Annotated in this window: 12 protein-coding genes; 2 read left to right on the top strand and 10 right to left on the bottom strand. The window is 68.3% G+C overall.

What is annotated here, in order from left to right; genetic code table 11:
- From GWK15_RS26225 to rplK, 10 genes are all read right to left on the bottom strand, one after another.
- The coding region (locus tag GWK15_RS26225; RefSeq protein ID WP_244922324.1) for a GTP-binding protein at window positions 1–91 on the bottom strand (91 nt) is incomplete at its 3' end.
- A 27-nt stretch (window positions 92–118) separates the two neighbouring features.
- Window positions 119–595: a 30S ribosomal protein S7 gene (gene rpsG / locus GWK15_RS25335; RefSeq protein ID WP_168044365.1), complete on the bottom strand. Its 477-nt coding sequence runs from the start codon at window positions 593–595 to the stop codon at window positions 119–121.
- A gap of 11 nt (window positions 596–606) precedes the next feature.
- On the bottom strand, window positions 607–978 hold the full coding sequence (gene rpsL / locus GWK15_RS25330) for a 30S ribosomal protein S12 (protein ID WP_137127375.1): 372 nt from the start codon (window positions 976–978) through the stop codon (window positions 607–609).
- A gap of 326 nt (window positions 979–1,304) precedes the next feature.
- The gene (locus tag GWK15_RS25320; protein ID WP_168044362.1) at window positions 1,305–1,607 is read right to left on the bottom strand and encodes a hypothetical protein; all 303 of its coding nucleotides are present in this window, start codon (window positions 1,605–1,607) and stop codon (window positions 1,305–1,307) included.
- A 77-nt stretch (window positions 1,608–1,684) separates the two neighbouring features.
- On the bottom strand, window positions 1,685–5,857 hold the full coding sequence (rpoC, locus tag GWK15_RS25315; RefSeq protein WP_168044360.1) for a DNA-directed RNA polymerase subunit beta': 4,173 nt from the start codon (window positions 5,855–5,857) through the stop codon (window positions 1,685–1,687).
- A gap of 79 nt (window positions 5,858–5,936) precedes the next feature.
- Window positions 5,937–10,121 carry a DNA-directed RNA polymerase subunit beta gene (rpoB, locus tag GWK15_RS25310; RefSeq protein ID WP_168044358.1) on the bottom strand — a complete coding sequence of 1,395 codons (4,185 nt, stop codon included), beginning with the start codon at window positions 10,119–10,121 and terminating at the stop codon, window positions 5,937–5,939.
- Between the two features lie 183 nt (window positions 10,122–10,304).
- A complete protein-coding gene (rplL, locus tag GWK15_RS25305; protein WP_168044356.1) occupies window positions 10,305–10,682 on the bottom strand; it encodes a 50S ribosomal protein L7/L12 in 378 nt (125 codons plus the stop codon).
- 84 nt (window positions 10,683–10,766) lie between these two features.
- Entirely contained in the window at window positions 10,767–11,291 is a 525-nt protein-coding gene (gene rplJ, locus GWK15_RS25300; protein WP_168044354.1) for a 50S ribosomal protein L10, read from the bottom strand.
- A gap of 287 nt (window positions 11,292–11,578) precedes the next feature.
- The gene (rplA, locus tag GWK15_RS25295) at window positions 11,579–12,280 is read right to left on the bottom strand and encodes a 50S ribosomal protein L1 (RefSeq protein ID WP_168044352.1); all 702 of its coding nucleotides are present in this window, start codon (window positions 12,278–12,280) and stop codon (window positions 11,579–11,581) included.
- Between the two features lie 4 nt (window positions 12,281–12,284).
- The gene (gene rplK / locus GWK15_RS25290; RefSeq protein ID WP_168044350.1) at window positions 12,285–12,719 is read right to left on the bottom strand and encodes a 50S ribosomal protein L11; all 435 of its coding nucleotides are present in this window, start codon (window positions 12,717–12,719) and stop codon (window positions 12,285–12,287) included.
- Window positions 12,720–12,938: 219 nt separating this feature from the next.
- Here rplK and GWK15_RS25285 point away from each other — a divergent pair, with 219 nt between their 5' ends.
- A complete protein-coding gene (locus GWK15_RS25285) occupies window positions 12,939–13,772 on the top strand; it encodes a protein-methionine-sulfoxide reductase heme-binding subunit MsrQ (RefSeq protein WP_168044348.1) in 834 nt (277 codons plus the stop codon).
- A gap of 89 nt (window positions 13,773–13,861) precedes the next feature.
- Complete coding sequence (locus GWK15_RS25280) at window positions 13,862–14,071, top strand: hypothetical protein (RefSeq protein WP_168044346.1); 210 nt, start codon at window positions 13,862–13,864, stop codon at window positions 14,069–14,071.
- Window positions 14,072–14,286 lie beyond the last annotated feature (215 nt).

Below are 14,286 nucleotides of genomic sequence, written 5' to 3'. Positions count from 1 at the left end.
CCGCCGTCAGCGACGTCTTGCCATGGTCCACGTGCCCGATCGTGCCAATGTTGCAGTGCGGCTTGTTCCGCTCAAACTTTGCCTTCGCCATCGTCGTCGTTCCCGATCGGGGGTTTCGTTACCAGCGGTAGTGGCTGAAAGCCTTGTTGGCTTCGGCCATCCGGTGCGTGTCTTCGCGCTTCTTGACGGCCGAGCCGCGGTTATTCGCCGCGTCCATCAGCTCGCCGGAGAGGCGCTCTTCCATCGTGTTCTCGCCGCGCTTGCGCGCGGATTCGATCAGCCAGCGGATCGCGAGCGCCTGGCGCCGCTCCGGGCGGACCTCCACCGGCACCTGGTAGGTCGCGCCGCCGACGCGGCGGCTGCGGACCTCGACGGCCGGCTTCACGTTGTCCATCGCCTCGTGGAACAGGCGCAGCGGGTCGCTGTTCACGCCGCCACGCTTCTTCAGCGTGTCCATGGCGGCATAGACGATCCGCTCGGCGGTGCTCTTCTTGCCGTCGTACATGAGCACGTTCATGAAACGGCTCAGCACGACGTCGCCGAACTTCGGATCGGGCAGGACCTCGCGCTTCTCGGCGCGGTGACGACGGGACATCTCTCAGATCCTCACTTCGGACGCTTCGCGCCGTAGAGCGAACGGCGCTGGCGGCGCTTGGCGATGCCCTGGGTGTCGAGCACGCCGCGCAGGATGTGGTAGCGGACGCCCGGAAGGTCCTTCACGCGGCCACCGCGGATCAGGACGACCGAGTGCTCCTGCAGGTTGTGGCCTTCACCGGGGATATAGCTGACGACTTCGAAGCCGTTCGTCAGACGCACCTTGGCGACCTTACGAAGGGCCGAGTTCGGCTTCTTCGGCGTGGTCGTGTAGACGCGCGTGCAGACGCCCCGCTTCTGCGGGCTGCCCTTCAGTGCCGGAACCTTGTTCCGGGCCGGCTTCGTCTCACGCCCCTTGGCGATGAGCTGGTTGATCGTCGGCATGACGCCCCTTCGTAACCATACCAATCCCCACCGCCGGCCTTGCCAAAGAACATGGCCCGGGTCGCGCGCATCAGCGCGCCCTCCGGGCGTCCGTCCCGCTGCCGGCCTCAGCCCCTGAGTGAGGGGCGGCGCCGGCGGCGCAGCGTTGTGGACCAAAACCTGACAGGGCGCCCGTTGCCGGGGCCCTGCCGAGGGGCGGCTTCTACGCCCGCCCCCCGGGTGAGTCAAGCGCATCAAGACCCGATTCACGCGCGCGCTGCGCAGGGCGGCGAACGGGCATCAGCCCAGGCCGCCAAGCGCCTGACCGGGCGCGCTGTTGCGCTGCGTCACGGGCGGCAGATGAAGGGCAGGAAGGTCCCGGCGATACGGGCATTCACCGCCATGATCGTCATCAGGTCGGCCATCGCGACCTCCGCCGCGCTGCGCGGGCAGACCGCCCTCTCGCGACAGCTGCTCGCGAGGAATGCGTCATGGGCGGCCAGGAACGCCGGCGAAAGGTCCGCGGTGCCACGCGTGCGCACCGCCTCCCCCCAGGCCTGGCCGTAGATGTCGCATTTCTCCTCGGTCCAGCTGCGCGCTATGGCCGGCTGCGCCGCGAGCATCAAGGCCAAGGCCACGAGTCGCGCCATGCATCCCCCCATCAAGGGTAAGGGCCGGCACCCCCGAGGGATGCCGGCCCTTCCACGATCGCATCGCTGCGCGGCGGTCACTCCGCCGCGTGCGGCTCCGGCAGCGCCGGCGCGGAGGACGGCAGGCGGCCCTTGTCGCGCTGGGCGGCCAGCGCCCGCAGGCGGTTCATCACGGAGCCCGTGCCCGCCGGGATCAGGCGCCCGACGATCACGTTCTCCTTCAGGCCGGCCAGGTAGTCGACCTTGCCCGCGGTCGCGGCCTCGGTCAGCACCCGCGTAGTCTCCTGGAAGGAGGCGGCCGAGATGAAGGACGTCGTCTGCAGCGAGGCCTTGGTGATGCCCTGCAGGACCGGCTCGGCCACCGCGGGACGCTCCTTGGCCTCGACGCGCTTCTCGTTCTCGATCTCGAACTCGATGCGGTCGACCTGCTCGCCGATCAGGTAGGTGGTGTCGCCGGGGTCGGTGACCTCCACCTTCTGCAGCATCTGCCGGACGATGACCTCGATGTGCTTGTCGTTGATCTTCACGCCCTGCAGTCGATAGACCTCCTGGATCTGCTCCACGAGGTAATCGGCCAGCTTCTCGACACCCAACACGCGCAGGATGTCGTGCGGGACGCGCGGGCCGTCGACCAGCGGATCGCCGCGCTTCACGTAGTCGCCTTCCTGCACCGAGACGTGCTTGCCCTTCGGCACCAGGTATTCGCGCGGGACGGGCTGCTCGTCGCCCACCTGCTCGGGCACCACGAGGATGCGGCGCTTCGCCTTGTAGTCCTTGCCGAACTCCACGCGGCCGTCGATCTCGCTGATGATCGCGTGGTCCTTCGGGCGCCGCGCCTCGAACAGCTCCGCGACTCGCGGCAGACCGCCGGTGATGTCGCGGGTCTTGGACGATTCGCGCGGCAGGCGGGCGAGCACGTCGCCGGCGGCGACGGCGGCGCCGTTGTCGATCGAGAGAATGGTGCCCGGGGTGAGGAAGTAGATCGCCTCGGTGCCGTTCTCACGCTTCACGACGTTGTTCTTCTCGTCGCGCAGGATCAGGCGGGGGCGCAGGTCGGCCGCCTTGCCGGGGGCCTTGTACTCGACCACCTCCTTGAAGGAGAGGCCGGTGACCTCGTCCACGCGGTCGACCAGCGTGACGTTCTCGATGAGGTCGGCGAACTCCACCTTGCCGTTCCGCTCGGTGATGATCGGCAGGGTGAAGGGGTCCCACTCGGCCAGCTTCTGGCCGCGCGTGACGGCCTGGCCGTCCTCGCCGATCAGGCGCGCGCCGTAGGGCACGCGCTGGCGGGCACGTTCGCGGCCCTGGGCGTCGACCAGCACGATCTCGCAGTTGCGCGACATCACGATCGGCTGGTTCTGGCTGTTCGTGACCACCACGCGGTTCAGCACCTTGATGGTACCGTCGCCCGAGGCCTCGACCGCCGACTGCTCGGCGCCGCGCTGCGCCGCGCCGCCGATGTGGAAGGTGCGCATCGTGAGCTGCGTGCCCGGCTCGCCGATCGACTGCGCGGCGATGACGCCCACCGCCTCGCCGATGTTGACGGGCGTGCCGCGCGCGAGGTCACGGCCATAGCAGCGGCCGCAGACGCCCTGGCGCGCGTCGCAGGTCAGCACGGAGCGGATCTTCACCTGCTCCACGCCGGACTTCTCGATGCGCTCCGCACCCACCTCGTCGATGAGCTCGTTGCGCGCGACGATGACCTCGCCCGTCGCCGGGTCGAGCACATCCTCCTGCGAGGTCCGCCCCAGGATCCGCTCGGACAGGGAGGAGACGACCTCCGCACCGTCCATCGCCGCACCCACGGTCAGGCCGCGCTCGGTGCCGCAATCCTGCTCGACGATGATGCAGTCCTGCGCCACGTCGACGAGACGACGCGTCAGGTAGCCCGAGTTCGCGGTCTTCAGCGCCGTGTCCGCGAGGCCCTTGCGGGCGCCGTGGGTGGAGTTGAAGTACTCGAGAACCGAGAGGCCTTCCTTGAAGTTCGCGATGATCGGCTGCTCGATGATCTCGCCCGACGGCTTGGCCATCAGGCCGCGCATGCCGGCGAGCTGGCGCATCTGCGCGGGCGAACCACGCGCACCGGAATGCGACATCATCCAGACGGAGTTGGTCGGCTTGCCGACCTCCTGCTTCTGAATCTCCTTCATCATCGCGCCGGCGACCTCGTCGGTGCAGCGCGACCAGGCGTCGACCACCTTGTTGTAGCGCTCGCCGGCGGTGATGAGGCCGTCGAGGTACTGCTGCTCGAACTCCTTCACCTCCTCCTTGGTCTTCGCGATGAGCGCGACCTTGGAGTCCGGCACCACCATGTCATCCTTACCGAAGGAGATGCCGGCCTTGGCCGCCTGGCGGAAGCCGAGGCCCATCAGCCGATCGGCGAAGATCACCGACTCCTTCTGGCCGCAGTGGCGGTACACCGCGTCGATGACGTCCGAGACGTTCTTCTTGGTCAGCATCCGGTTGACCAGCGAGTAGGGCAGGTTCGGATGCAGCGGCAGCAGGGCGCCGATCATCATGCGGCCCGCCGTGGTGATGGGACGCTCGGTGACGACCTTGCCTTCCGCGTTCATCGTCTTGCGACGCGCGCGGATCTTGGTGTGCAGGTTGATGACCTTGGCCTCGAGCGCCTGCTCGATCTCGCCCACGGTCGCGAAGATCGGCGCCTTCGCGTCGTCGGTCGCCTGGAACTCCGGCGTGTCGAGCGAGAGGTAGTAGAGGCCGAGGACGATGTCCTGAGAGGGCACGATGATCGGCTTGCCGTTCGCGGGGCTGAGGATGTTGTTGGTCGACATCATCAGCACGCGCGCTTCCAGCTGCGCTTCGAGCGACAGCGGGACGTGCACGGCCATCTGGTCGCCGTCGAAGTCCGCGTTGAAGGCGGTGCAGACCAGCGGATGCAGCTGGATCGCCTTGCCTTCGATCAGGACCGGCTCGAAGGCCTGGATGCCGAGGCGATGCAGCGTCGGAGCCCGGTTCAGCATGACCGGGTGCTCGCGGATCACCTCCTCGAGGATGTCCCACACCTCGGGACGCTCCTTCTCCACCATCCGCTTCGCGGCCTTGATGGTGGTGGCGTGGCCGTACTTCTCGAGCTTCGAGTAGATGAACGGCTTGAACAGCTCGAGCGCCATCTTCTTCGGCAGGCCGCACTGGTGGAGCTTCAGCTCCGGGCCCACGACGATGACCGAACGGCCCGAATAGTCGACGCGCTTGCCGAGCAGGTTCTGGCGGAAGCGGCCCTGCTTGCCCTTCAGCATGTCGGACAGCGACTTCAGCGGGCGCTTGTTGGCACCCGTGATGGCGCGGCCGCGGCGGCCGTTGTCGAACAGCGCGTCGACGGCCTCCTGCAGCATGCGCTTCTCGTTGCGCACGATGATGTCGGGCGCGCGCAGCTCGATCAGCCGCTTCAGGCGGTTGTTGCGGTTGATGACGCGGCGATAGAGGTCATTGAGGTCCGACGTCGCGAAGCGGCCGCCGTCCAGCGGCACCAGCGGGCGCAGCTCGGGCGGGATGACCGGGATCACGTCGAGGATCATCCACTGCGGATGCGCACCCGACTCCGCGAAGGACTCGATCAGCTTCAGGCGCTTCACGAGCTTCTTGCGCTTCGCCTCGGAGGTCGTCTCCTTCAGCTCGCCGCGCAGCTTCACGCCTTCCTGCTGCAGGTCGATGCCACCGAGCATCTGCTTCACGGCCTCGGCGCCGATGCCGACCGAGAAGGCGTCCTCGCCGAACTCGTCCATCTTCTGCTGGTACTGGTCCTCGTTCAGCAGCTGATGGAGCTTCAGGTCGGTCAGGCCCGGCTCGAGCACCACGTAGTTCTCGAAGTACAGGACCTTCTCGAGCTCCTTGAGCGACATGTCGACCATCAGGCCGACGCGGCTCGGCAGCGACTTCAGGAACCAGATATGCGCGACCGGGGAGGCGAGCTCGATATGCCCCATGCGCTCGCGGCGCACCTTGGCCAGGGTCACCTCGACGCCGCACTTCTCGCAGATGATGCCGCGGAACTTCATCCGCTTGTACTTGCCGCACAGGCACTCGTAGTCCTTGATCGGACCGAAGATGCGCGCGCAGAACAGCCCGTCCCGCTCCGGCTTGAAGGTGCGGTAGTTGATGGTCTCGGGCTTCTTGATCTCGCCGTAGGACCAGGACCGGATCTGCTCGGGGGAAGCGATCGTGATCTTGATCTGGTCGAAGGTCATCGCCTGGCCGGTCTGGCCCAGGATCTTCATCAGCTCGTTCATGCGGTCCTCGTGAATGAGGCCGCCGCCGTGGACGACCCACGGCGGCTGAGCGTTAGGAAAGAGATGGAGCGCCGGCGGATCACGCCGGGCGGTTCTCCAGATCGACGTTGAGGCCGAGCGACTTCAGTTCCTTCACGAGCACGTTGAAGGATTCCGGAATGCCGGCCTCGAAGTTGTCCTGGTCGCGCACGATCGCCTCGTAGACCTTGGTGCGGCCCGAGACGTCGTCCGACTTTACCGTCAGCATCTCCTGCAGGGTGTACGCCGCGCCATAGGCCTCGAGCGCCCACACCTCCATTTCGCCGAAGCGCTGGCCGCCGAACTGCGCCTTGCCGCCCAGCGGCTGCTGGGTGACGAGCGAGTAGGGCCCGATCGAACGCGCGTGGATCTTGTCGTCGACCAGATGGTGCAGCTTCAGCATGTAGATGTAGCCGACCGTGACCTTGCGCTCGAACTTCTCGCCCGTGCGGCCGTCGTGCAGCCAGACCTGACCGGACCGGTCGAGGCCGGCCTTCTCCAGCATGCCCTCGATATCGTCCATGCGGGCGCCGTCGAAGACCGGCGTCGCGATGGGGATGCCCTTGCGCAGGTTCTCGCCGAGCTCCACCAGCTGCTCGTCGCTCATCGGCGCGATGTCGCGGGCGAAGATCTCCTCGCCGTAGACGTCCTTGAGCTTCTCCTCGAGCTCGCTGCGGCGTGCACCGCGGTGGCGGTACTCCTCCACCATCTCGCCGACCTGCTTGCCGAGGCTCGCGCAGGCCCAGCCGAGATGCGTCTCGAGGATCTGCCCGACGTTCATGCGCGAGGGCACGCCGAGCGGGTTCAGCACCAGGTCGACATGGCTGCCATCCTCGAGGAATGGCATGTCCTCGATCGGCACGACGCGGGAGACGACACCCTTGTTGCCGTGACGGCCGGCCATCTTGTCGCCCGGCTGCAGCTTGCGCTTCACCGCGACGAAGACCTTGACCATCTTCATCACGCCGGGCGGCAGCTCGTCGCCGCGCTGCAGCTTCTCGACCTTGGACTCGAAGCGCTTCTGCAGCTTCTCGACCGCGGCGTCGAATTCGCGCTTCAGCGCCTCGATCTCGGCCATCGCCGCGTCGTCGGACACGCCGATCTGGCGCCAGGTCGCCTTGGCGAACTGGTCCAGCACCTCGTCGGTGATGACCGTGCCGGCCTTGACACCCTTGAAGCCGCCGGAGGCCTTCTTGTTCAGCATCCGCTCGCGCAGACGGGAATAGAAGGAACGCTCCTGGATCGCCTTCTCGTCGTCGCGGTCCTTGGCCAGCCGCTCGATCTCGGCGCGCTCGATCGCCATCGCGCGCTCGTCCTTGTCCACGCCGCGGCGGGAGAAGACGCGAACGTCGACGATGGTGCCCGCCACGCCCGGCGGCAGCTTCAGCGAGGTGTCGCGGACGTCCGAGGCCTTCTCGCCGAAGATGGCGCGGAGGAGCTTCTCTTCCGGCGTCATCGGGCTCTCGCCCTTCGGCGTCACCTTGCCGACCAGGATGTCGCCCGGCTGCACCTCGGCGCCGATGTAGACGATGCCGGCCTCGTCGAGGTTCCGCAGCGCCTCCTCACCGACATTCGGGATGTCGCGGGTGATCTCTTCCTGGCCCAGCTTGGTGTCGCGGGCCATCACCTCGAATTCCTCGATGTGGATCGAGGTGAAGACGTCGTCCTTCGCGATGCGCTCGCTGATCAGGATCGAGTCCTCGAAGTTGTAGCCGTTCCACGGCATGAACGCGACGAGCACGTTCCGGCCGAGGGCGAGTTCGCCAAGCTCCGTCGAGGGGCCGTCGGCGATGATGTCGCCGGCCAGCACCTTGTCGCCCACCTTCACCAGCGGGCGCTGGTTGATGCAGGTCGACTGGTTGGAGCGCATGAACTTGCGCAGGCGGTAGATGTCGACGCCGCGGGTCGTGCCGTCATCGCCCGTCGCGCGCACCACGATGCGCGCGCCGTCGATGCTGTCGATCACGCCGTCGCGCTTGGCGACGATGGTCGCACCCGAATCCCGCGCCACCGCGGCTTCCATGCCGGTACCGACCAGCGGCGCATCGGCGCGGATCAGCGGCACCGCCTGGCGCTGCATGTTCGAACCCATCAGCGCGCGGTTGGCGTCGTCGTTCTCGAGGAACGGGATCAGCGCCGCGGCGACGGAGACGAGCTGCTTGGGCGAGACGTCGATCGCCGTCACTTCCTCCGGCTTCACCAGGCGGAAGTCGCCGCCCTGGCGCACCGAGACCAGCTCGTCCTTGAAGGCGCCGACCTCGTCGACATTGGCGTCGGCCTGCGCGACGACCAGACGCTCCTCCTCCATCGCGGAGAGATAGCGCGGGTCGCCGACGATCTTGCCGTCCTTCACCAGGCGGTACGGCGTCTCGATGAAGCCGTACTTGTTCACCTTGGCGAAGGTCGCGAGCGAGTTGATCAGGCCGATGTTCGGCCCTTCCGGCGTCTCGATCGGGCAGATGCGGCCGTAATGCGTCGGGTGCACGTCGCGCACCTCGAAGCCGGCGCGCTCGCGCGTCAGGCCGCCCGGGCCAAGCGCCGAGAGGCGGCGCTTGTGCGTCACCTCGGACAGCGGGTTGGTCTGGTCCATGAACTGCGACAGCTGCGAGGAGCCGAAGAACTCGCGCACCGCGGCGGCGGCCGGCTTCGCGTTGATCAGGTCATGCGGCATGACGGTGTCGATGTCGACCGACCCCATGCGCTCCTTGATCGCGCGCTCCATGCGCAGCAGGCCGACGCGGTACTGGTTCTCCATCAGCTCGCCGACCGAACGCACCCGGCGGTTGCCGAGATTGTCGATGTCGTCGATCTGGCCGCGGCCGTCCTTCAGGTCCATCAGCACGCGCAGCGTCGCGACGATGTCGTGCTTGCGCAGCGTGCGGATGTGGTCCGGCACCTCCTCGATCGAGAAGCCGAGGCGCATGTTCATCTTCACGCGGCCGACCGTCGACAGGTCGTAGCGCTCGGAGTCGAAGAACAGGCCCTTGAACAGGGCTTCGGCGGTCTCCGGCGTCGGCGGCTCGCCCGGGCGCATGACCCGGTAGATGTCCATCAGCGCTTCGTCGCGGTTGGTGTTCTTGTCCACCGCCAGCGTGTTGCGCATCCAGGGGCCGACCGACTGGTCGATCGCGAGCGTCGGCAGGCGGTCGAGCCCCGCGCCCTCGATGGCCGCGAGCTTCGGCTCGGTCAGCTCGTCGCCGGCCTCGGCCCAGATCTCGCCGGTCTGCAGGTCGACCAGGTCCTCGGCCACGAAGCGGCCCAGCAGGTCGGCGCGGCCGACCAGCACCTCGGTCGTCCCGGCCTCGGCGATCTTGCGCGCCGCGCGCGGGGTCAGCTTCGCGTCCTTCTCGGCCACCACCAGGCCGGTCTTGGCGTCGACCAGCGGCTCGGCGAGCTTCACGCCGCGGAAGGCCTCCGGATCGAAGGCGCGCGACCAGCCCTTCGGGCCGCGGCTGAACACCACCTGGCCGTAGAAGGCGTTGAGGATCTCCTCGGCGTCCATGCCGCGGATCTCGTTCGGCTCGAGCTCGCGGCCCTCGGCCGCGGCCTGGGCGCGCAGCCCCTCGGTGCGCGTGCCGTCGAGCGCCAGCAGCAGCGTCGTGGTCGGCAGCTTACGCTTGCGGTCGATGCGGACGTAGCAGATGTCCTTGGCGTCGAACTCGAAGTCGAGCCAGGAGCCGCGGTAGGGGATGACGCGCGCGGCGAACAGGTACTTGCCCGAGGAATGCGTCTTGCCCTTGTCGTGGTCGAAGAACACGCCCGGGGAGCGGTGCATCTGGGAGACGATGACGCGCTCGGTGCCGTTGATGATGAAGGTGCCGTTGTCCGTCATGAGCGGCATGTCGCCCATGTAGACGTCCTGCTCCTTGATATCGCGGACGGAGCGGGACCCGGTGTCCTCGTCCACGTCCCACACGATCAGGCGCAGGCGCACCTTCAGCGGCGCGGCGAAGGTCAGCCCGCGCTGGATGCATTCCTCGACGTCGTATTTCGGCTCTTCGAGCTCGTACTGCACGAACTCCAGGCGGCCACGCCCGGCGAAGTCGTCGATCGGGAAGACGGACTTGAAGACTTCCTGCAGGCCGGTGTGCGTCCGGCTGTCCGGGCTCACCTCCATCTGCAGGAAGGCCTCGTAGGAAGCCCGCTGCACGTCGATGAGGTTCGGCATCGGCGCCACTTCGGGGAGACGCCCGAAGGACTTGCGGATCCGCTTGCGCCCCGTGAACGACTTCGTGATAGCGTTCATGCCTGTCCTGCTTCCCTATCTGCCCCGGCCCGAACACCCCGGCCGGCGGGGAACTCTTGCATCGCCATCCCTGGCAACGCAGGAACGGGCGGCGTTGCCGGACCCTTCCGGCAACCCCACCCGCACCCTCTCAAAACTGGTCCCCCATCCCCGCCCGTCGCCGGACGGGGACGGAGGGCGAGATCACTTGATCTCGACCTTGGCGCCGTTCTCTTCCAGCACCTTCTTGATCTTCTCAGCCTCGTCCTTCGAGACCGCTTCCTTCACGGTCTTGGGCGCGCCCTCGACCAGGTCCTTGGCTTCCTTGAGGCCGAGGCCGGTGATGGTGCGGATCTCCTTGATCACGTTGATCTTCTTGTCGCCGGAGGCGGCAAGGATCACGGTGAACTCGGTCTGCGCCTCGGCAGCCGGGGCGGCAGCGGCCGCAGCCGGCGCCGCAGCCACGGCGACCGGCGCCGCGGCGGAAACGCCCCACTTCTCCTCAAGCAGCTTGGAGAGCTCGGCGGCTTCCAGGACGGTCAGGGACGACAGCTCGTCCACCAGCTTCGCGAGATCGGCCATGTTTGAATGCTCCTCGATCTAATGGCTTGACTTCGGTTGTGCAACTCCCCGGCAATCCATGCCAGGGAATGATTCCATCGGCCCTCAGGCCGCCTGGGCCTCGTCCTTCTTGGCGTAAGCCGAAAGGACCCGTGCCACCTGCCCGCCAGGGGCCTGGAGGATGCCCGCGATCCGCGTCGCCGGGGTCTGGATGAGACCCAGCAGCTGCGCGCGCAGCGTCTCCAGGGACGGCAGCTCGGCCAGTGCCTTCACGCCATCGGCGTTCAGCGTCTGGGTTCCGAGCGCACCGCCCAGGACAACGAACTTGTCGTTCGTCTTGGCGAACTCGACCGCGGTCTTCGCCACCGCCACCGGATCCGTCGACCACGCGAGCGCGGTCGGACCCTTCAGCAGCGGCTTGACGCCGTCGAAACGGGTGCCTTCGAGGGCGAGGGTGGCCAGGCGGTTCTTCGCGACCTTGTACGTCGCGCCCGCCGCGCGCATCCGCCGGCGCAGCTCACTGACGTCCGCGACCGTGAGACCCTTGTTCTGGGCCACGAGCACGAACGACGTGTCTGCGAAGACGGCCGCGAGGGAGGCGACGAACTCACGCTTCTCCGTACGGTCCACTCCACGTCTCCGTCGGTGGCCGGCGCCTTTTGGAAGGGCTCCGGCCGGTTCACTCGGGGGCGCGGGACCTGCCCCACACCCCGGTTCGCCTGTCAGGCCGGAACACCAAGCCAAGCCATACCCGTGCCAGCGGCACGGGATACGTCATCGCTTCGGCACCCCGTCTCTCCCCTGCGGGCCCGAGGGCCCTTCACCACCCCGAGGGGTGACAGGAGGTCTCCGACAGGTTTCGGGAACGGCCAAGGCCGCCCCCTGCCCGCCCGGCCCGAGGGACCGGGCGTATCTCGTCAGGCGCCAGCCGCGAGGCTGGCGACGTCCACCCGCACGCCCGGGCCCATCGTCGAGGACACGGCGACCTTCTTCACGTAGGTCCCCTTGGCCCCGGTCGGCTTGGCGCGCTGGATCGCGTCCACGAAGGCGCGCGCATTGGCCAGGAGCTGGTCCTCGCCGAACGACGCCTTGCCGATGCCGGCATGTATGATGCCCGCCTTCTCGGCGCGGAACTCGACCTGGCCGGCCTTGGCGGCCGTCACGGCGCCCTTCACGTCCATGGTCACGGTGCCGAGCTTCGGGTTCGGCATCAGGCCGCGCGGGCCGAGCACCTTACCGAGGCGGCCGACCAGGGCCATCATGTCCGGGGTCGCGATGCAGCGATCGAACTCGATCTTGCCTTCCTGCACCAGCGCGGCGAGGTCGTCCGCACCCACCACGTCGGCGCCGGCGGCCTTGGCTTCCTCGGCCTTCGGGCCGCGGGCGAAGACGCCCACGCGGACCGTCTTGCCGGTGCCATGCGGCAGGCCGACCACGCCGCGGACCATCTGGTCGGCGTGACGCGGGTCGATGCCGAGGTTCATCGAGATCTCGATCGTCTCGTCGAACTTCGCCTTGGCGTTGGTCTTGGCGAGCTTCACCGCCTCATCCAGCGCATAGGCCTTCTCGCGGTCGAAACCGGCGTAGACGGCCTTCAGACGCTTGCCCTGCTTGGCCATCGGATCAGCCCTCCACCACGGTGAGGCCCATGGAACGCGCGGACCCCGCGAGCATGCGGACAGCCGCATCCACGTCGTTGGCGTTCATGTCCTTCATCTTCGTCTTCGCGATCTCGGCGAGCTGGGACTTGGTCACGCGACCGATCGGACCCGACTTGCCCGGCGCGGTGGAGCCCTTCTCGAGCTTCGCGGCCTTGAGCAGGAAGTAGGTGTTCGGCGGCGTCTTCGTCACGAAGGAGAAGGTGCGGTCGGTGTACGCGGTGATGACGACCGGCGTCGGGGTGCCGGGCTCCATCTGCTGCGTCGCCGCGTTGAATTCCTTCACGAACTGCATGATGTTCAGGCCGCGCTGACCGAGCGCGGGCCCGACGGGCGGCGACGGGTTCGCCTTGCCGGCCGGGATCTGCAGCTTGATATAGCCTGCGATCTTCTTCGCCACTGTGGCAGTCCTCTGCTGTTACTCCAGAGGCCCGCGGTCCGTGCGATCCCGAGGGATCTCCCGCGTTCCCTGAAACGCCGAAGGCCGGGGAAATCCCCCGGCCGGTCGGCGAGGGCGGGCACTTAGCCCGCTCCGGCGCATGAGTCCAGAGCCTTTCGCAGATGCTAACCGTCGCGGCGGCGGCGACGTATATGGAGCGGAACAGGAGAACCCGCCCGCATGCCCTGGCGCGACCGCACCGGCGCCTTCTCGCCCTTCAAGGCCGTCGTCTTCGCCGCCCTCTTGCTGCCCGCGCTGCTGCTGGCCGAGGCCGCCTGGACCGCGACCCTCGGCCCCAAGCCCTGGCAGGCGGCGACGCATGACAGCGGCACCTGGGCGATAAGGCTGCTGCTGCTCTCGCTCGCCGTCACGCCGGCGCGGCAGATCCTGCGCCAGGCCCGCATCGCCGAGCTGCGGCGCATGATCGGCGTGGCGTGCTTCGCCTATGTCATGCTGCATCTGGTCATCTACGCCGGCGACCTCGCCTTCGACTGGCTGAAGGTCGCGAGCGAGATCCTCCGTCGCATCTACCTCACCATCGGCTTCGTGGCGCTGCTCGGCCTCGCGGCGCTGGCCGCGACCTCGACCGACGGGGCGGTGCAGCGGCTGGGTGGCCCGGGCTGGCGGCGGCTGCACCGCCTCGCCTACCCGATCGCGGCGCTCGCGCTGGTCCATTTCACCCTGCAATCCAAGGCCGACGTCACCGAGCCGATGCTCATGGCCGGGCTCTTCGCCTGGCTGATGGGCTATCGACTGGTCGCGCCGCAGGGCGGGGCGCCCTCGCTGCCGGTCTTGCTGGGCCTCGCCGTGGCGTCCGCGGCGGCGACGGCCGGGATCGAATTCGCCTGGTATGCGCTGGCGACGGGGATCAATCCCTGGCGGGTGCTCGAGGCCAACCTCGACGTCACCTTCGGCCTGCGGCCGGCACTCTGGGTCGGCGTCGCTGGCCTCGGCGCCGCGGCGCTGCGGGCTCTGCCGCGCCGGCGCGCGGCCCGCCGTCCGGCCGAGGCCTGACCGCGGCGCAGCCCCGCCCCGGCACGAATTGCATGGCGCAGGCCGCTCGCCTGCGCGCAGCATGGCTTCGTTCCGGGGGAGATCCGCAGATGTCCGAGACGTTGCGCCCGCTGATCCTTGACCTCGTCGCCTTCGTGGCGGAGCGGCCGCGGCCCTATGCCGAGGTGCTCGACGCCTGGCGGACGTCCTGCCCGCGGCTGACCGTCTGGGAGGACGCTGTCGAAGGTGGGCTTGTCGCGCTGCGCGACGGCACGGTGCACGCGACCGAAGCCGGCCGGCAGGCGTTGCGGCACCGATAACGCGGTTCCCGGGGTGGCCACGCCACCCCGGCGAAGGTGGGGGGGGGGGGGCCCCCCGGGCCCCCCCCCCCCCCCTCCCCCCCCCCCTGGCGGGGGCCCCCCCCCCCGCCCGCCGCGGCGCCCCCCGCCCGGGCCAGGCGCAACGTCGCAACGCCCAGCCACGCCGGCACCGGGGGCGCCAGCGGTCGCTCCACCAGATCGAGGACCATGGCGGC

Origin of the sequence: Neoroseomonas oryzicola (assembly GCF_012163135.1) — a bacterium.
Lineage (GTDB): Bacteria > Pseudomonadota > Alphaproteobacteria > Acetobacterales > Acetobacteraceae > Neoroseomonas > Neoroseomonas oryzicola.
This window is presented reverse-complemented; position numbering and strand designations above follow the sequence as displayed.